The sequence below is a fragment of the Marinomonas vulgaris genome (assembly GCF_018145875.1).
Classification (GTDB): domain Bacteria; phylum Pseudomonadota; class Gammaproteobacteria; order Pseudomonadales; family Marinomonadaceae; genus Marinomonas; species Marinomonas vulgaris.
In genome coordinates this window covers 1-16,832 of sequence record NZ_JAGSSV010000005.1, presented here as the reverse complement: position 1 = coordinate 16,832, position 16,832 = coordinate 1, and the positions used below count along the sequence as shown (strand labels likewise).

Sequence of the window (16,832 nt, the reverse complement as noted above, 5' to 3'; positions counted from 1 at the left end):
TCTAGCGAAAAGGCGATGAAAAATCGATGCAGAAAGCAACGCATTAAGAGATAATTCTAATATGAACATAAAGACACAGACACTTTCACGATTTGGATATTCAGACTTTCGTCCTTTGCAAGAAGAGGCGATCGATGCTTTGGTTGCTGGGCAGGATGTATTGCTTGCAGCACCTACGGGTGGCGGTAAATCTTTGGTGTACCAAGCGGCAGGATTAATGCGCACTGGGGTGGCCGTGATTGTGAGTCCTCTGCTGTCACTTATGCATCAGCAAGTAGAAGAATTAAATACAAAAGGCATTCGAGCCAAGTTTTTAAACTCAACCCTGAATTTAGACCAGCAGGACGATCTCGCGTGGGCGTTGCACTCTGACCACATTGATTTGTTGTATTTGTCACCAGAAAAATTGACTCAGCCTAGCGTGATTCGTTTTTTACAGGGTATGGACATAGCGCTTTTTGCCATCGATGAAGCCCATTGTATTGCCCAGTGGGGTGGTTTTTTTCGACCTGAATACAGTCAGCTTGGGCAATTAAGAGAAACGTTTCCTCTTGTTCCTATTATTGCTTTAACAGGAACGGTGGATCAAAACACCGTTGATACCATTCAATCGTCCCTTAAATTGTCTTCTTGTTTGGTGCTACGAAGCAGTTTTGATCGAGCCAATATCTATTTGCATATTGCACAAAAACGAAAAGCCAAGCAGCAAATTCTCTATTTTTTACACCACGAAGTAGCAGGTCAAACCGGTATCATTTATTGTCGATCTCGTAAGAAGACCGAAGAATTATCCTGTTGGCTAAATGGCTTAGGGTTTCCAAGTGTTTGCTATCATGCCGCTTTAAGCGATGAGGAAAAACAACACAGCCATGCTACTTTTGTCTCTCAACGAGGCTCTATCATGGTGGCAACCACCGCATACGGCATGGGAATCGACATTGAGCATGTTCGATTTGTTGTCCACATGGATTTACCGAATAGCCCAGAGGCTTACTTTCAAGAAGTAGGTCGAGCAGGGCGTGATGGGCAGGCCGCTAAGGCCTTACTGCTTTACGGTCTTCAAGATATGCTTCAAGCTCGACAGTTGGCAACCTCTCAACCTCAGTCTGCGGTAAAGGAAGCTCGTCACCTAGGTGATTTGTTTCGAGTATTGGAGAAGAGGGGCTGTCGTCGTCATAATTTGTTGTCTCATTTCAATGAAAGAGTCTCTGACTGTGGTAACTGTGATCGCTGTCAGTCGAACCAGTCAGAGCAAAATGTCACCATTGCCAGCCAGAAGTTGTTGTCGCTGATTTATTACACCAAGGGAGTTCAGCCTTTTTCTGTATTGATTCAGATATTACTTGGGAAGAAGAGTAAGCCAGTTAAAGAGATTAAAGGCGAGAGTTTAGCCCTATTCGGCAAGGGAAAAGAGCTGGGTGAGAGTCAGTGGAAATCGGTTGTTCGACACCTAATTGCCTTTGAATACATCACCATTGGTCATTCAACCCTTTTTACCGTGCAATTGAACGAAACATCACGCGCCATTTTACGTGGTGAAAAGCAGGTGATTATTGCAGCAGAGCATTACTATCCAAGACTTGAAGAAGATCAACTGGCCGTGGACAGTGTGCATTGGCACAAAATTTTAGCCTGGAAATATACGGCTCGTCCTTTAAGCATCAGTGAAAGTCAGCTACGGATGATCTGCTTGCACAAACCCACCAATGTAGCTGGTCTGAGCAGAATAACAGGCTTACCAAAAGAATCGATTGCTGATTTTGCGGAAGATCTTCTGGCTCTTCTACATCCAAAAAATCTTTTTGAAGAAAAGGCTGCAGTATGACCACTGCTTCTTCATCATTAAGCTATGATCAAGCGCAAGACTTGGCTCTTATCGAGCAAAAAGTGGCTGAATGCATGAGTAAGGCAAATGTTTTTTTTGGTCATCGTTTTAAAATGCCGAGCTATAATTTAAAACAAAGGGGCAGAGCGGCAGGAACGGCCCACTTGCATAAAAATGAGCTTAGATTCAACCATTTCATGTTTCGACAACACCCCGATCAATTTTTACAATCCGTCGTACCCCATGAAGTCGCCCATATCATCGTCTTTCAAATCTATGGCAATTCGGTCAAGCCTCATGGCAAAGAATGGCAAGCTGTGATGCGTAAAGTATACGATCAGTCGCCTGATAGAACCCACACTTTTGATGTGCCTCCGCCAAAACAGAGTTTTCAGTATCAATGTGACTGCCAGACGCATCAATTTAGCAAATTGCGCCACAATAAGGCGTTGCGAGGGACAGAGTACATCTGTAAACGCTGTCGTTGTGTTTTAAAGTTTGTCTCTAAAAAATGAATTTTTAAGTCGTTTTGTAGGTTGTTTTTCATTTTTAATGCGATAAAGGCATGCTTATAGTATTATGGCATCGTTTTGTTTATAGCGTATTTATGATGGATTTATCGAACCGACCTAAAGAAAAATTAGAGCTGAATAAGCTCCAGAAACGCCTTCGTCGATTGACAGGCCAAGCCATTGCCGATTTCAATATGATTGAAGAAGGTGACAAGGTGATGGTGTGTTTATCAGGTGGTAAAGACTCTTACACCATGCTTGAAATTTTAAGAAATTTACAAGCCAGTGCGCCTATTAATTTTACGCTTATTGCGGTTAATCTAGATCAAAAACAGCCTGGTTTTCCAGAGCATATTTTGCCTGCATACCTAGAAAGCATCGGTGTGGATTTTCACATATTGGAGCGTGACACTTACAGCATCGTCAAAGAGATTGTCCCCGAAGGGAAAACTACCTGTGGTTTGTGTTCGCGTTTGCGTCGCGGCTCTTTGTATGGCTTTGCTGAAGAAATTGGGGCGACTAAGATTGCGCTTGGACACCACAGAGACGACATTCTAGAAACCTTGTTTTTGAATATGTTCTTTGGTGGTAAGTTAAAATCCATGCCACCTAAGTTACTCAGCGATGATGGCAAACACATTGTGATTCGTCCATTGGCGTATTGCAAGGAAGAAGACATAGAGGCGTTTGCGACCATTAAGGAATACCCAATCATTCCTTGTAACCTTTGTGGCTCTCAAGAAAACCTACAGCGTCAGGTAGTAAAAGACATGCTACAAAAGTGGGAGAAAGAGTTTCCGGGTCGTACCGAGACAATGTTTTCTGCAATACAAAATGTGGTTCCATCTCATTTGGCAGATACGGAATTATTTGATTTTAAAGGATTAAAGCAGTCTAAAGAGGCCTTTGATCGACTAAATATTATTTCATTATAGGATAATAGTTATGAAGCAATTTACTTGTAAAACCTTGTTATTGACCGCTGGCCTTTTCAGTTCTTCTGTTATTATGGCGTCTTCGGCTGGCGTTAGTTTAACGAATGAGACTGTCAAAGGTAATGTTAATTTAAGTATGGGCAGTTTTGGGGTGAATGCCGGTATTACGCGAGACGATGATGCTGACACTTCTACTGCTTATGCTGGTGTCACGGTGGAAGATTCTGACACCAGTGGTCCTTTGCAAGCGGGCTTGGGTGCACGTGTCTATGCCATTGATGAAAACCGCGCAGACGATAACGACTTTTCCATGGCGTTAAGCTTGGGTGGTTGGTACCGATACACTCTTCCACAAGCTAACCGTGTCAGTATTTATGGTTCTTTGTATTACTCTCCTGAAGTTCTGTCTTTTGGCGATCTAGATCATATGTACACCTATGAGTTCCGTGGTGAATACATGACCATGCGAAATGCACGTGTTTATGTTAGCTACGGTAAAACCGTTACCGTTTATGACGATGGTAGCCGCAACGAATCAGACGATAACTTAGCTGTTGGTGCAACGGTGAGTTTCTAAGAACTGATTTTAGGTTCTGTAAAAAACAAAAAGGTGGCCAAGGCCACCTTTTTAGCATCCAACGGAATTATGTCGAATCAATCGCCATCGTAAGCACAAAGGCTAAATACTGATACGTTACTGTCGATTAATTTTTGACTGCCGCCTAGATCGGGTAGGTCGATAATCGCAGCGACTTCTTTAATGTTTGCCCCTTGGCTGGTTAACAATTCAATGGCCGCAAAAAGAGTACCGCCGGTTGCAATAAGATCATCAAACAAGAGTACTTGGTCGCCTGATTTAACCGCGCCTTGTTGAATTTCTAATTCTGCTTCGCCATATTCCAGTGCGTATTTCTGAGAGATAGTTTTGCCTGGAAGTTTGCCTTTCTTGCGTATCAAGATAAGAGGCTTTTGAAGCTCATAAGCCAATACTGCGGCAATTAAAAATCCTCTAGCATCAATGCAAGCTATGTGAGTAATATCTGATGCCATGTATCTGTGTACATAAGCATCTACCACCATCCTCATACCTTTTGGGTCGCTGAAAATAGGGGTGATGTCACGAAAACTGATACCAGGTTTTGGCCAATCTTCGATAGTTTGGATTAGGGATTTCACATAGAAGTCATCGTATAGCATGCTATAAAAGCCTTTTTAATCAATTAAATATGAGCTATTTTACCACAATCACTGGCAACCCCAACGAGTTTTTGAATTTCTGGGAAGTTGATGATTTCAATTTCTTTGCCGTCTACATGAATCAACTCATTTTTCTGAAAGCGGGTAATCACTCGACTGACGGTTTCAACCGCTAGACCCAGGTAATTGCCAATTTCGCCACGAGACATGGATAAACGGAATGAACTTGCAGAATAACCACGTTTTTTAAAGCGATTAGACAGGTTTAATAAAAAAGACGCGACTTTTTCATCGGCGTTTTTTTTGCCTAGCAACACCATCATTTGCTGGTCGTCAGAAATTTTACGACTCATCACTTTGAACAGCTGACGCTTTAAAGAAGGGATGTGTGAAGACAATTCTTCAAGATGGCTAAAAGGAATTTCACATACGGTCGTCGTTTCCAGTGCTTTGGCGGACACAGGGTAGATGTTTTCATCTATACCGCTCAAACCAACCAACTCACTTGGGCAGTAAAATCCTGTAATTTGCTCTTCTCCTAAGGAAGTAATATTAAAGGTTTTTAGTGTGCCTGAACGTACGGCGAAGACTGAGTCGAATGTTTCACCTTGGCGAAACAGGAATTCCCCTTTCTTGAGAGGTTTTTTCCGTTCAATAATCTGGTCCAGTTTATTAATGTCTTCATCTGCAAGTGCAAGTGGAAGGCAAAGTGCACTTAAGCTGCAGTTCTGACATTGCGACGTAAGCGTGCTGTTGAAACGTGTTTGTGTGTGTGTGGCTGACATTGGAATCTCCCTGATCTCTACCTATATCACTTTGGAATACTTTATGGTGTTATTTAAATATTTATCAAAGACCATACAAATACAGCGAATTAATAATCTTCCTCGTTCTGTAACGTATAAAGTGGTCTGCATTCCACTTTGGTCAATGTTCAACATCCCATCATCAAGCATAGGCGCTAGATTGTCTACTTCTACTGCGAAATATTCAAAGAATTGAATGTTATATTTTTCTTCAATGTCAGCGACATTGAGTTTGAACTGTGAAATGAGCGTCATAATCACGTCGTGCCGTATATGATCATCCCCATTGCTGATATACCCTTTAGCAATAGCGAGTTGGCCTTTTTCAATGCTGTTTCGGTAATCGTCAAGATCTGTGTGGTTTTGAATATAAACACCATTCAAATCGCTAATAGCAGATACACCAAAAGCGACTAGATCAGTACCCGAATGAGTCGTATAACCTTGGAAATTACGTTGTAATTCACCTTTCTTTTGTGCCTGAGCAAGGGTGTCATCTGGTTTAGCAAAATGATCCATGCCGATATATTCATACCCAGCGTTGATCAAGTACTCGATGCTCATTCTTAACAGTTCTAGCTTCATACTGGAAATGGGCAGGCTGTCGTCTGTAATGCGGCGTTGCGCTTTGAATCGCTCAGGAAGGTGCGCGTAGTTAAACAGTGAAATTCGCTCTGGTGATAAGGCAATTACCTGGTCTAATGTTTGTCTGAACCCTTCCATAGATTGGAAAGGTAGGCCATAAATGAGATCAAAGTTGATGGATTTAATGCCCAGTTCGCGAGCGTCATCGACGAGGGTTTTGACCATATCCAAAGGCTGAACACGATGTATGGCTTGCTGAACTTTGATATCAAAATCTTGCACGCCCACACTGATTCGGTTGATGCCCATTTCAGTTAATAACTCAAGCTTTGATCGGCTGATTTCTCTTGGATCGATTTCAATACTGTAATCTTGAGTGCCATCGTTGACCAAAGTGAAATGCTGTTTAATCGTATCGAAAAGTGTGCGTATAAGGTCTTCTGTTAAAAAAGTGGGCGTACCGCCTCCAAAATGCAATTGCGTGACTTCTCTGGTGTGATCTAACATCAAACTACGCAGGCGCATTTCCTCTCCAAGCAACTCAACATATTCCACACCTTTGCTGTATTGTTTGCTGACTATTTTATTGCAGGCACAGTAGTAGCAAAGATTAGCGCAGAAAGGGATGTGGAAATATAAGCTCAATGGCGCTGAAGATGGCATCAGCATTTTATCGATTAGAGCAAATTTACTGATGGATGGATTGAATTGTGGTGCGGTTGGATAAGATGTGTAGCGGGGGCCAGACAAATCGTATTTTGCTATGAGTGAAGAATCCCAGATCATGATGTTATTCCTATTAAATTTTCTAATGGAAGTCTACTCTTTGGCTGATCATCGCTTTCTGATTCATATCAAAGCTTTTTGTATGTTATGAGAAAAGAACCAAAAGAATGCACAGTTTCTTCTGGTTACATTCATTTTGTGGCACGATTTGTTTTAATGATAATTAAATTAGTAGGCTTCTATGGAATCATCTTCTTTTTATCTTGCGCATGGAGCAGGAGCGGGACATCAAAGTGCTTTTTTGACCCGACTTAGTAAAGCCCTATCAAGTATAAATGGACTTCGCGTTACCCCCCTTACCTTTGGTTATATGAAAGACCAAGAAATTACAGGGAAAAAGCGCCCGCCACCAAAGTTTCCTACTCTCATTCCAGAGTTTGAACATGCCATTACTGATGAGCAAAGCTGTATTATAGCTGGTAAATCAATGGGGGGAAGGGTAGCTACTCAGGTTAGCCATTTACCATCCGTGAAGGCAATAGTGTGCTTTGGCTTTCCTTTTTACCCGGTAGGTAAGCCTGAAAAACATCGTCTGGCATTTCTCGAACATCTAGAAAAGCCCTGTCTCATCATTCAAGGTACTAGAGATAAGTTGGGGGCTTTTGAATGGGTAAGCATGCAAGCGCTTCCTGAGCTTGTTAAAATAGTTTGGATAGAAGGTGCTGATCATGACTTTAAAGTGCTGAAAAAGTACAATAAAAGTGAACAAGAGATCGTTAATGAGTTGGCATCGGTTGTTGAGAGCTGGCTTGAAAAGCAGGCTTTAATTACATAAACGCTTTACACACACTAATTTGAACAACATCAAATCGAAGGAATAAGGATTACAAGAGTGATAAACCATAAAGCCATATTGGATGCGACAGGATTGCTTTGTCCTGAGCCCGTCATGCTGCTCCATGTTGAGATGAGAAAATTAGCAGGGAAAGACGTATTAAAAGTAATCGCAACCGATCCTTCGACAACTCGGGATATTCCAAAATTCTGTCAATTTCTTGGGCATACGCTTTTAGAGCAAAAGCAGGAAGAGAGCACGTATTACTATTGGATTGAAAAGAAAAGTAAATAAAATCAGCCTAAGCAATGCGCCTAGGCTGGTTTTAAAGGGCTTAAGCTACTTTGCGTTTTTGCTCTCTTTCATTTGGCGACATGACAACACTTTCATAAAGTGTGGCAAAATTGGAAAATGCCGTGTCTACATCTATTCTGAGCTGGCGTGCTATATCGTTTGATGAGATAACGCCACGTATAGCCTTGGTTTCTTCATCAATGACTAGTAAATGTTGTAATTTGTTAGCACGTTGACTGAACAATAACGATTCAATGTCCGCATGTTTCAAAGACGTGTATGACAACGCTAATAACACATCTTTTGACCGCATTAAATCAGCGACTAAGAGCTCTGATCGAGTGAAACCATCGGCTACTTTTGTGATAAAAATATCTTCCGATAAATCTTCAAGACTGATGATACCAATGAAGCGATTGGTAGCATCAACAACCAGCTTCATTCTTACGTGCTCTTTGCGCATTAGCAGAACAAGCTCATCAGCGCGAGTGTTAGCCTCTATTACGCGTGGTCCCGCTTTTTCAAAGTCTGTAAACACCGACACTGCTGGGCTGTAAAGTGTTATGTCGTTGACAACAACAGGCCAAGTTAATGCGTTAACGTCTTTAGTTGATACATAAGTTAATGTTTTCATGATAAATCCTAATAATAAAAAAGAAGAGTAGGATGAGTTAAATCGATGAAAACGGAGGAGCTCTTGGGTTGATGGTGTTACGGAAACGATTTGCAGTAGCAAATACCGTATTTGACGCGAAAGCGATCTGGAGTCTATTGCCAACAAGATGCTTGTTTGTAGAGATTTGAATATGGCTATTATCAGATTCCGTTTCCTTATCTGATGCAGTTAATTTGTCAAATGTTTGCTCTACACTGGGTTCAAGCCAACGAAATTGATTTACTTCTTGACCATGCACGCGCTGAGAGATCGTCAATAAAGACGATACAATCACGGCGATAATCATAAGTAACTGAATTTTCATGGCAATCTCAATCATTGGCTGTGCTTTTAATATAAGCTCGCTTTATTCTAAAGCACAGCGTTTTTTATAAGATACCAGTTTTTTCCTCTATCCAATCTGTTTTGGTGCGATTATGTCAGAACAAAGATTCACTTAAGAGACCTTTTTATTCATTTAAGCGGGTAACATAATAGTTGCTTCACCTGTAACAACTGTTTTTCCATCACACTCACACACAGTTTTTAATGTAGCGCGACGACGGCGTGTGTTGATGTCGGTAACCGTAATAACAGTGACAACTTCTTGACCAATGAACACGGGCGCTCGAAATTTCAACGTTTGTTCTAGGTAAATACAGCCAGGCCCAGGTAGTTGGGTGCCGATGGCCGCTGATATAAACCCAGCAGTGAGCATGCCATGTGCAATTGGTTGGCCAAACGATGTTGTGGCCGCGTATTCTGCATCTAAATGAACAGGATTAGTGTCTCCTGTTATGGTTGCGAATGCCTGTACGTCTTCTTGTGTAACAATCTTACGATACTCAACGCTCTGATCAATCGACAGTTGCTCTAATGTATAACCTGAAGTCATTGCTAATCCTTATTGTGTCATTTTGCGTTATGGTACACTTTCGTCGCCGTATTCTTAAGAGGTATCTATGGTTAAATTGGTGATTTTTGATTGGGATGGAACCTTGTTCGACTCCATTGATACAATCTGTGACAGCATGCTAAAAGCCGGTGAGTTGGCCCATGCCCCCGTAAAGCATAAGGATGATATTAAAAATATCATCGGTTTATCGCTTGATAAAGCCGTCGCTGTTGTTTGGCCGGAACTTTCCTTGCGCGAACAAGGGTGTATCGTAGAGCATTACAAACAACTTTATGTGTCTGCTGATCAAACGCCACCGAGCGCGTACCCTGGTGTAATGTCTGTACTGAACCAATTCAAAGAGGCCGGCGTATTAATGGCTGTTGCTACCGGCAAAAGTCGCAGAGGGTTAGAGCGTGCATTTTCGTTAACCCAAACAAAAGCGTATTTTATTGCGTCGCGCTGTGCCGATGAAACGCTCTCCAAACCTGATCCCTTGATGCTGAATGAATTACTAGATGAACTTTCTCTTTCTTCTGAAGAGGCAGTCATGGTTGGTGATACAGAATATGATTTGAACATGGCGAGCAATGCGGGTATCAAAAGTATTGGCGTAACGTACGGCGCACATGAAGAAGCGCGTCTCAAAGCGTGCCAGCCGATGGGGCTTATCGAGGATTTTACTCAATTACCGCGTATTTTAGGATTGTAAATAATGAGTTGGACAGAAGACGAAGACCGAAAAGCTGAGCTGCAAGCCTCAAATCAAGACGCCTCTACAGACAACGAGGCTAGCAAAAAGCAAGAAGAACGTGCTGAGCTTGATCCAAATAAAGCAATATGGAGTTTGCTTGAAAAGACTCTTAGTGAGAATTTAATTGAGAAGCGTAGGGCGCGTCGCTGGAAAATATTTTTTCGGTTATTCACATTCATGCTGGTAATTGCCGCCGGCGCGGCCTGGTTTGCAAAAGCAAACTTTCAAGAAGTCAGTTTGGAAAGAGACGTGGTGGCCATGATCCCAATGCGTGGTGTCATTGGCTCCGAAGCTGCAATTGAGGCCTCTACCTTTGTGAATTTATTGGATGACGCTTATCAAAACCATTTTTTACAAGGTGTAGTCATTGAAATGAACAGTCCAGGCGGAAGTCCTGTTCACTCTGGCATTATCTATGATGCTATTCGAAGTAAGCAGCAAGCGTATCCGCAGATTCCTATTTTGGTTGTTGTTGAAGATATGGCGGCTTCTGGCGGGTATTACATTGCATCGGCGGCTAATGAAATCTACGCCGACAAGGCCAGTTTAGTTGGATCAATCGGTGTTATCTCATCAGGTTTTGATGCCAGCCAATTACTGGAAAAAATCGGTGTAGAGCGTCGTACCTTTACCGCGGGACGCAACAAAGCCTTTTTGGATCCGTTTGCCCCTATGACAGAAGAGGCGCAACAAAAATGGCAAGCTGTATTAAACGAAACACATCAGCAGTTTATCAGTGCAGTAAAAGAAGGGCGCGGCTCACGCCTTACGGTCACTGACGATGTATTTTCTGGCATGGTATTTACCGGCGCGCAAGCGGTGGACATTGGTTTGATTGATGGTTTATCCAGTGTGAACACACTGTTAAACAATCGTTTCCCTAACGCTTTGCCGGTCTTCTACCGCCCAAGTGAAAATGCGTGGGAAGTGTTGGCTAAAGAGTTGGGGGTTAAAATAGCCACAAAAGTACTGAGTAACCCTCAACTTCATTAATCGAGCTAATAAGCTCTTGTTTATAGAAAAAGCTCCTTCGGGGGCTTTTTTTTATGACATCGTTACCGGGTTGTGTTCTTTCAATCGACGCAGCTAGTTTGTACTTTATTTATAAAGATAAAATACGTAATATATATACTTTAATTATTTATAAAAAGGTTTTAATAATCTCATGGCGCGTAAAGCAAACATTTCCAAGGAAGAAATACACCAGGCCTGCTGGGAGCTGATCGAGACGAATCGCTTCCCCAATATTCCAAGATTAACCCAGCATTTTTTACAAAAAGATGGTCGCCGCTGTTCGAACACCACTTTTCTTAACGCCATCACAGAATGGGAAGAAAGTTACGCTAATCATCAGCAAAATCAACTTCAAGAACTGAATACTTTGTTACTGCCCGTCTTCCAGCGTTTTTCGCGAGAGGCCACTCAACACTTAGGTCAATTACTCGATGAAAAAAATGCTGAAATAGAAATGCATCATGCGAACAAACAAGATGCGGCCAATGGCAGCTATGATTCTTTGTCTTCAGCTTTGGTCGAAACGCAAAATCAACTGGACGCATTAAACATTCAAAATAACGAAACACAAAATGCGCTTGCGCTTACAGAGCAGAAGCTTGCTGTTTGCCAAGAACAAAACAGCCATATTAAACAGCAATACCAAGACCTACTGTCACAAAATAAAGTGGTTAACGCGCAATTAAAACAAGAACAAAGCCAGAGTGCTGAGCTGCAACTGAACCTCTCACAAAAAGAAGTTGATCTGGCAAAGCAAGACGCTAAGCTCTCACTGTTAACATCTGAAAACCGACGCTTAGAATCCTTATTGGATAAACTAACAAAAAAGCATGCGATTAAGATTGATGAGCATTGGCAATTGATGACTGAGAAGCTCGATGCATTGACGGCTTCCCTCAAAAGCGATCAAGGCAAACATAGAGACGAGAAACAATAACCGATATAATACCGCCATTGCGTTATCATCAATAAGAAGAGACCATGAGATACAAACAATCTGCCATTAAAGATTTATCAAGTATTAAAGATTTTATTCGCTGGACCTTCAGCCGTTTCCAGCATTCAAACTTATTTTATGGTCATGGCACCGATAACCCATGGGATGAGGCCGTTCAATTAGTCATGGGAGCGCTGAAGCTACCGCTAGATTTTGATCGTGACATGCTAGATTGCTCGCTCACTCATAATGAAAAAAAACATATTTTGAAATTAGTTCACCGCCGAATTACACAACGTGAACCACTGCCTTATTTGTTGGGTGAAGCTTGGTTTATGGGCCTGCCTTTCAAAGTGACCAAAGATACTTTAATTCCGCGTTCGCCTATTATTTCATTACTTGAGAGTGAATTTGCACCTTGGCTAGCACATTATCCACTCAATATATTAGATATGTGCACTGGGTCGGGCTGTTTAGGCATAGCGGCTGCCTTAGTCTTTGACGATGCTCAAGTGGATTTAAGCGATATTAGTGAGGCGGCGCTTGTGGTCGCAAATGATAATATTCAGCGACATCAAGTGGAAGATAGAGTACAAACGATTCAATCGGATATGTTTGCCGGCTTAGTTGGAAAACAATACGACCTGATTATTTGCAATCCGCCTTACGTGGATGCAAATGATTTTCATAGCGCCCCCGCTGAGTTTCATAATGAGCCTGAGTTGGCCCTGACATCGGGTGAAGATGGTTTAGATTTTACGCGGGCTTTTTTAGCCCAAGCCGCCCATTATTTGCAAGATAACGGCATATTAGTTTACGAAGTCGGCAATTCAGAAGTGGCTTTACAAGCGGCTTACCCCGATGTCCCTTTTATGTGGGTTGAGTTAGAGCAGGGTGGGAACGGCGTTTTTATTCTTACAAAAGAACAACTTATCGAACTATTACAAGAGTAAATAGAACCTATGTCTGGTAATACATTTGGAACACTGTTTAAGGTCACCACATTTGGTGAAAGTCACGGCATCGCGTTGGGTGCAATTGTTGATGGCTGTCCTCCAGGAATTGAAATCTGCGAAGCGGATCTACAAAGAGATCTCGATCTACGCAAACCCGGCACATCAAAACACACCACACAGCGCCGTGAAGCGGACGAAGTCAAAATTTTATCTGGTGTATTTGAAGGTAAAACCACAGGCACTTCTATCGGTTTACAAATTGAAAACACCGATCAGCGCTCGAAAGATTATGGCAACATAGCCAATACTTTTCGTCCCGCCCATGCTGACTATACGTACGATCAGAAATATGGTTTTCGAGATTACCGTGGTGGCGGTCGTTCTTCGGCGCGCGAAACCGCCATGCGGGTGGCAGCCGGTGCCATCGCTAAGAAATACCTAAAGCAACAATTTGGTATTGAAATTCAAGGCTTCTTGTCTCAACTTGGCCCTATTAAGTTGGCCGTAAAAGACTTAACTCAAGTGTATGACAATAGCTTTTTTAGCCCAGATCCTGATGCCATTCCAGAACTGGAAGCATACATGACGGCGCTTCGTCGTGAGGGAGATTCGGTCGGGGCAAAAATCACGGTTATCGCCAAAAATGTCATGCCTGGTTTAGGCGAGCCTGTTTTTGACCGATTAGACGCGGACATCGCCAAGGCTATTATGAGCATTAACGCGGTTAAAGGCGTGGAAATTGGCGACGGCTTTGATGTCGTAGAGCAAAAAGGCAGCCAGCATCGTGACGAAATGACCCCAGAAGGATTTTTGTCCAACCATGCCGGTGGCGTATTAGGCGGCATTTCATCGGGTCAGGATATTGTCGTACACATGGCATTAAAGCCTACATCAAGTATTACTATCCCAGGGAAAAGCATCGATCGTGAAGGACAAGCGATTGATGTGATTACCAAAGGACGCCACGATCCTTGTGTTGGTATTCGAGCTACCCCCATCGCCGAAGCCATGCTGGCTTTGACCCTAATGGATCATTTGTTGCGACACAGAGGCCAAAACGCAGACGTCGTTTGCCCGACGCCGATTATTAACGGTCAAGCGTAAATAAATGCTTGATCATTAAAAGCCGTTATTGACAATAATAACGGCTTTTTTTGTTGATGATTCGCTGTCTAAATTCACTTTTTTATATAATAAATTCAATGGTCAAACACATGACAACACAGACTTATTCTATCTGTGTAGGCTCAACTAACCCAGTAAAAATACGAGCCGCAAAGGAAGCTTTTGAGCTTATGTTTCCTACAGTATCGCTGGATTGTGACGGCATCAATGCATTATCTGGTGTGTCAGATCAACCAATGACTGAGGCCGAAACACGGCTTGGCGCACAAAACCGTATTCGTTATTGTCTGCAAGCTGATAGCCAAAGCAAAAGTGATTTTTACGTAGCGATGGAAGGGGGCGTTGATCTATTCGAAGAAGGGCCAGCAACCTTTGCCTATGTGGCTATTTTAGACAAAAGCGGTCGATTATTAACTGGTCGTACCGCTAATTTGCCATTACCTCAGCCGTTTTATCAGCGCTTATGTGCTAACGAAGAGCTTGGGTCACTGATGGACGATGCGTTTAAAACCAGCAACATAAAACAAAAGGGCGGCGCGATCGGTTTATTGACCAATAATGTTGCGACTAGGCAGAGCATTTATACGCAGGCTTTGGTACTTGCCTTAGCGCCTGTATTACACCCAGAGCATTACACAAACTAACGATTTTAAAGGACAGCAATGAAGTACCAGTGGATTCTATTTGACGCCGATGAAACCTTGTTTTCTTTTGACAATTTTTCTGGGTTACGACACATGTTTGCCACTCATGGCGTTTCATTTGAACAGCAAGACTTCGATGAATATCAGTCACTAAATAAACCACTTTGGGTAGAGTATCAAAACGGTACGATCAGCGCAGAACAGCTTCAAACACGACGATTCCAGCAATGGAGTGATCGACTGAACATCGCCACGCACACACTAAATACACAATTTTTAAATGCTATGGCTGATATTTGTGAGCCTTTAGCCGGCGCTCGAGAACTGGTGGCTTACTTGCATCAAAATAACGTGCGTATGGGCATCATTACTAATGGCTTTAAACAGCTGCAGCATATACGTTTAGAAAAAACAGGTTTCTTGCCGTATTTTTCTCCTGTGATCATTTCTGAATTAGTTGGTGTTGCTAAACCTCATCCCAGAATATTCGAACAAGCGCTTATAGAAATGGGTAACCCCGAAAAACATCAGGTTCTCATGGTAGGAGATACACTGGAGTCCGATGTACTTGGAGGTAATCGAATAGGCCTGGATACTTGCTGGCTTAATCATCACAACAAATTACTTCCAGAAAACACCTTAACTGAAAACAAGGCACCGACATTTCAAGTGAGTTCATTAAAACAATTGCACGACGTGCTGATACAAAACTAAAATCGATAAAATCTAAGGCAAAGGTATCAACAGAGGTATTTACTCATATGAATATACACTCACTATTTCCGATAAATGTTATTATCGGAAATAGTATAATGTTAGAAAAACAGGCCTTTTGGCCTGTTAAATAGCTTTTTTATTCTTTATAGACACATTGATTTCGGCCATTTCCTTTTGCTTCATACAATGCTTCATCCGCCACAGACAAGGTTTCTTCATACGTCGCCGTGGTTTCTTTTTTCCATGATGCGACACCAATCGACACGGTAATATGACCAACAGTTTTAAATTTGGTATTGGCGATGGCAAGGCGTAAGCGTTCCGCAATCAACAGCGAATCGTCTGTTGTCGTGTTGGTAAGCAACAAAACAAACTCTTCGCCGCCTGTTCTAGACACCAAATCGTGTTCACGACAAAAAGTATTTATAACATACGTGGTTCGCTTAAGAACCTCATCGCCAACTGGGTGACCAAAGGTGTCATTTACGTGTTTAAAGTGATCTATGTCCAACGCCAAAATACTAAACGGCGTTTCCAAAAGGCTTAATTGGCCCAGTTTTAGTTTTAATGCTCGTCGGTTACTGGCACCAGTTAAAGGGTCCGTTTCGGCGTCTTTGCGTAAATCCATAATTTGGTCTTGAATGAGTTTTACGCTCGTTAATAATGCTTTTTGCAGCTTTATGCTCTCCACATACCAAGATCGAATACCACTGATTTCTTTGCCAACGGTTGGGCTGTTTAACAATTTGGCCTTGTCAGCTAACTGCTGCAGTGGACGTGATATAGCGCGAGCAAAGAACCAAATGAAAATGAAAACAATAAATGCCATAGGCAATGTTCGAATGATGACTTTCTGCATAATCCCTGTAAGGGGTACTAAACTGGATTCGACAGGGCTTTGTGTAACTATAATCCAACCAGTGCTAGGAATAGTAGAATACCCTGCCAGCATTTCAACGCCATAGCTGTTGGTTAGGACCATTCCGCCCTCCTTTTTACTTAGCATCTCGTCAATACCGCTGTTATTTCCAGCTTGCGTTCCTATTCTTTCAACGTAAGGGTGATAAAGCACATTTTTATTTTCATCGATAACATAAATATAGGAGCCATTTTCGTAATAATGCTCACCCAAAATTTTACTCAGAATATTGAAGTTTTTTAGGTAAATCGTACCACCGATAAATCCAAAGTATTCGCCCTCTTCATTAATAATAGGTGAAGAAATAACCACAATAAGATTTTTAAGGAGTGACATATTCGGTGAGCTTATTTGTGGCTTTTTGTCTTTTAATGCTGCTTGGCTTGGGAAACTGCGATTAAGAATTCGCATTGTGCCCAGAATGCCTAATTTGGTTAAAAACCACAAAAAGTCACTCACTTCGGTACTTTTAGCCCCTAAACAAGCTCATTCTGCCTTGTT

At 42.1% G+C, this 16,832-nt stretch carries 20 protein-coding genes; 13 read left to right on the top strand and 7 right to left on the bottom strand.

The genetic code is table 11. The features are described from left to right. Positions 1 to 61: 61 nt before the first annotated feature. The 4 genes from J9B83_RS05705 to J9B83_RS05690 all read left to right on the top strand — a co-directional run bounded on the left by J9B83_RS05705 (position 62) and on the right by J9B83_RS05690 (position 3,849). Positions 62 to 1,825 carry a RecQ family ATP-dependent DNA helicase gene (locus tag J9B83_RS05705; protein WP_211535782.1) on the top strand — a complete coding sequence of 588 codons (1,764 nt, stop codon included), beginning with the start codon at positions 62 to 64 and terminating at the stop codon, positions 1,823 to 1,825. Then, positions 1,822 to 2,340, top strand: coding sequence for a SprT family zinc-dependent metalloprotease (locus tag J9B83_RS05700; RefSeq protein WP_211535781.1), 519 nt, complete (start codon positions 1,822 to 1,824; stop codon positions 2,338 to 2,340). Before J9B83_RS05705 ends, J9B83_RS05700 begins: the two co-directional genes overlap by 4 nt. Before the next feature lie 92 nt (positions 2,341 to 2,432). Continuing rightward, positions 2,433 to 3,272 carry a tRNA 2-thiocytidine(32) synthetase TtcA gene (ttcA, locus tag J9B83_RS05695; protein WP_211535952.1) on the top strand — a complete coding sequence of 280 codons (840 nt, stop codon included), beginning with the start codon at positions 2,433 to 2,435 and terminating at the stop codon, positions 3,270 to 3,272. A gap of 10 nt (positions 3,273 to 3,282) precedes the next feature. Next, on the top strand, positions 3,283 to 3,849 hold the full coding sequence (locus J9B83_RS05690; RefSeq protein WP_211535780.1) for a YfaZ family outer membrane protein: 567 nt from the start codon (positions 3,283 to 3,285) through the stop codon (positions 3,847 to 3,849). Positions 3,850 to 3,926: 77 nt separating this feature from the next. Here J9B83_RS05690 and J9B83_RS05685 read toward each other — a convergent pair whose 3' ends face one another. The 3 genes from J9B83_RS05685 to hemN are packed head-to-tail and all read right to left on the bottom strand — an operon-like array spanning position 3,927 to position 6,646. Next, a complete protein-coding gene (locus J9B83_RS05685) occupies positions 3,927 to 4,469 on the bottom strand; it encodes an adenine phosphoribosyltransferase (RefSeq protein WP_211535779.1) in 543 nt (180 codons plus the stop codon). Between the two features lie 23 nt (positions 4,470 to 4,492). Beyond that, on the bottom strand, positions 4,493 to 5,254 hold the full coding sequence (fnr, locus tag J9B83_RS05680; RefSeq protein WP_211535778.1) for a fumarate/nitrate reduction transcriptional regulator Fnr: 762 nt from the start codon (positions 5,252 to 5,254) through the stop codon (positions 4,493 to 4,495). Between the two features lie 21 nt (positions 5,255 to 5,275). Continuing rightward, positions 5,276 to 6,646, bottom strand: coding sequence for an oxygen-independent coproporphyrinogen III oxidase (gene hemN / locus J9B83_RS05675; protein WP_211535777.1), 1,371 nt, complete (start codon positions 6,644 to 6,646; stop codon positions 5,276 to 5,278). A gap of 181 nt (positions 6,647 to 6,827) precedes the next feature. On the opposite strand from hemN, the gene J9B83_RS05670 reads away from it, so the two are divergent. Then, positions 6,828 to 7,421 (top strand): alpha/beta family hydrolase, encoded by a 594-nt coding sequence (locus tag J9B83_RS05670; RefSeq protein WP_211535776.1) that lies wholly within the window; start codon positions 6,828 to 6,830, stop codon positions 7,419 to 7,421. Between the two features lie 60 nt (positions 7,422 to 7,481). Then, the gene (tusA, locus tag J9B83_RS05665) at positions 7,482 to 7,715 is read left to right on the top strand and encodes a sulfurtransferase TusA (RefSeq protein WP_211535951.1); all 234 of its coding nucleotides are present in this window, start codon (positions 7,482 to 7,484) and stop codon (positions 7,713 to 7,715) included. Positions 7,716 to 7,755: 40 nt separating this feature from the next. Here tusA and J9B83_RS05660 read toward each other — a convergent pair whose 3' ends face one another. The 3 genes from J9B83_RS05660 to J9B83_RS05650 all read right to left on the bottom strand — a co-directional run bounded on the left by J9B83_RS05660 (position 7,756) and on the right by J9B83_RS05650 (position 9,265). Continuing rightward, positions 7,756 to 8,349 (bottom strand): CBS domain-containing protein, encoded by a 594-nt coding sequence (locus tag J9B83_RS05660; protein ID WP_211535775.1) that lies wholly within the window; start codon positions 8,347 to 8,349, stop codon positions 7,756 to 7,758. 37 nt (positions 8,350 to 8,386) lie between these two features. After that, positions 8,387 to 8,695: a hypothetical protein gene (locus J9B83_RS05655; protein ID WP_211535774.1), complete on the bottom strand. Its 309-nt coding sequence runs from the start codon at positions 8,693 to 8,695 to the stop codon at positions 8,387 to 8,389. Between the two features lie 153 nt (positions 8,696 to 8,848). Next, the gene (locus J9B83_RS05650) at positions 8,849 to 9,265 is read right to left on the bottom strand and encodes a MaoC family dehydratase (RefSeq protein WP_211535773.1); all 417 of its coding nucleotides are present in this window, start codon (positions 9,263 to 9,265) and stop codon (positions 8,849 to 8,851) included. A 67-nt stretch (positions 9,266 to 9,332) separates the two neighbouring features. Here J9B83_RS05650 and J9B83_RS05645 point away from each other — a divergent pair, with 67 nt between their 5' ends. The 7 genes from J9B83_RS05645 to yjjG all read left to right on the top strand — a co-directional run bounded on the left by J9B83_RS05645 (position 9,333) and on the right by yjjG (position 15,409). Beyond that, positions 9,333 to 9,977 carry an HAD-IA family hydrolase gene (locus J9B83_RS05645; protein ID WP_211535772.1) on the top strand — a complete coding sequence of 215 codons (645 nt, stop codon included), beginning with the start codon at positions 9,333 to 9,335 and terminating at the stop codon, positions 9,975 to 9,977. 3 nt (positions 9,978 to 9,980) lie between these two features. Further along, positions 9,981 to 11,012 (top strand): signal peptide peptidase SppA, encoded by a 1,032-nt coding sequence (sppA, locus tag J9B83_RS05640; RefSeq protein ID WP_211535771.1) that lies wholly within the window; start codon positions 9,981 to 9,983, stop codon positions 11,010 to 11,012. A gap of 172 nt (positions 11,013 to 11,184) precedes the next feature. Next, on the top strand, positions 11,185 to 11,970 hold the full coding sequence (locus J9B83_RS05635; protein WP_211535770.1) for a hypothetical protein: 786 nt from the start codon (positions 11,185 to 11,187) through the stop codon (positions 11,968 to 11,970). Positions 11,971 to 12,014: 44 nt separating this feature from the next. Beyond that, positions 12,015 to 12,923 carry a 50S ribosomal protein L3 N(5)-glutamine methyltransferase gene (gene prmB / locus J9B83_RS05630; RefSeq protein WP_211535769.1) on the top strand — a complete coding sequence of 303 codons (909 nt, stop codon included), beginning with the start codon at positions 12,015 to 12,017 and terminating at the stop codon, positions 12,921 to 12,923. A gap of 9 nt (positions 12,924 to 12,932) precedes the next feature. Continuing rightward, entirely contained in the window at positions 12,933 to 14,030 is a 1,098-nt protein-coding gene (gene aroC, locus J9B83_RS05625) for a chorismate synthase (RefSeq protein WP_211535768.1), read from the top strand. A 110-nt stretch (positions 14,031 to 14,140) separates the two neighbouring features. Further along, positions 14,141 to 14,695: an inosine/xanthosine triphosphatase gene (gene yjjX / locus J9B83_RS05620; RefSeq protein WP_211535767.1), complete on the top strand. Its 555-nt coding sequence runs from the start codon at positions 14,141 to 14,143 to the stop codon at positions 14,693 to 14,695. Between the two features lie 18 nt (positions 14,696 to 14,713). Next, the gene (gene yjjG, locus J9B83_RS05615; RefSeq protein ID WP_211535766.1) at positions 14,714 to 15,409 is read left to right on the top strand and encodes a pyrimidine 5'-nucleotidase; all 696 of its coding nucleotides are present in this window, start codon (positions 14,714 to 14,716) and stop codon (positions 15,407 to 15,409) included. Between the two features lie 139 nt (positions 15,410 to 15,548). On the opposite strand, the gene J9B83_RS05610 is transcribed toward yjjG, so the two are convergent. Beyond that, the gene (locus tag J9B83_RS05610; RefSeq protein WP_211535765.1) at positions 15,549 to 16,790 is read right to left on the bottom strand and encodes a sensor domain-containing diguanylate cyclase; all 1,242 of its coding nucleotides are present in this window, start codon (positions 16,788 to 16,790) and stop codon (positions 15,549 to 15,551) included. Positions 16,791 to 16,832: the final 42 nt, after the last annotated feature.

What these genes read in the sequence shown, in the direction of transcription:
- J9B83_RS05705 (WP_211535782.1), top strand. Translation starts at nt 62, where the DNA reads ATGAACATAAAGACACAGACACTTTCACGATTTGGATATTCAGACTTT.
- J9B83_RS05700 (WP_211535781.1), top strand. Translation starts at nt 1,822, where the DNA reads ATGACCACTGCTTCTTCATCATTAAGCTATGATCAAGCGCAAGACTTG.
- ttcA (WP_211535952.1), top strand. Translation starts at nt 2,433, where the DNA reads ATGATGGATTTATCGAACCGACCTAAAGAAAAATTAGAGCTGAATAAG.
- J9B83_RS05690 (WP_211535780.1), top strand. Translation starts at nt 3,283, where the DNA reads ATGAAGCAATTTACTTGTAAAACCTTGTTATTGACCGCTGGCCTTTTC.
- J9B83_RS05685 (WP_211535779.1), bottom strand. Translation starts at nt 4,469, where the DNA reads ATGCTATACGATGACTTCTATGTGAAATCCCTAATCCAAACTATCGAA.
- fnr (WP_211535778.1), bottom strand. Translation starts at nt 5,254, where the DNA reads ATGTCAGCCACACACACACAAACACGTTTCAACAGCACGCTTACGTCG.
- hemN (WP_211535777.1), bottom strand. Translation starts at nt 6,646, where the DNA reads ATGATCTGGGATTCTTCACTCATAGCAAAATACGATTTGTCTGGCCCC.
- J9B83_RS05670 (WP_211535776.1), top strand. Translation starts at nt 6,828, where the DNA reads ATGGAATCATCTTCTTTTTATCTTGCGCATGGAGCAGGAGCGGGACAT.
- J9B83_RS05660 (WP_211535775.1), bottom strand. Translation starts at nt 8,349, where the DNA reads ATGAAAACATTAACTTATGTATCAACTAAAGACGTTAACGCATTAACT.
- J9B83_RS05655 (WP_211535774.1), bottom strand. Translation starts at nt 8,695, where the DNA reads ATGAAAATTCAGTTACTTATGATTATCGCCGTGATTGTATCGTCTTTA.
- J9B83_RS05650 (WP_211535773.1), bottom strand. Translation starts at nt 9,265, where the DNA reads ATGACTTCAGGTTATACATTAGAGCAACTGTCGATTGATCAGAGCGTT.
- J9B83_RS05645 (WP_211535772.1), top strand. Translation starts at nt 9,333, where the DNA reads ATGGTTAAATTGGTGATTTTTGATTGGGATGGAACCTTGTTCGACTCC.
- sppA (WP_211535771.1), top strand. Translation starts at nt 9,981, where the DNA reads ATGAGTTGGACAGAAGACGAAGACCGAAAAGCTGAGCTGCAAGCCTCA.
- J9B83_RS05635 (WP_211535770.1), top strand. Translation starts at nt 11,185, where the DNA reads ATGGCGCGTAAAGCAAACATTTCCAAGGAAGAAATACACCAGGCCTGC.
- prmB (WP_211535769.1), top strand. Translation starts at nt 12,015, where the DNA reads ATGAGATACAAACAATCTGCCATTAAAGATTTATCAAGTATTAAAGAT.
- aroC (WP_211535768.1), top strand. Translation starts at nt 12,933, where the DNA reads ATGTCTGGTAATACATTTGGAACACTGTTTAAGGTCACCACATTTGGT.
- yjjX (WP_211535767.1), top strand. Translation starts at nt 14,141, where the DNA reads ATGACAACACAGACTTATTCTATCTGTGTAGGCTCAACTAACCCAGTA.
- yjjG (WP_211535766.1), top strand. Translation starts at nt 14,714, where the DNA reads ATGAAGTACCAGTGGATTCTATTTGACGCCGATGAAACCTTGTTTTCT.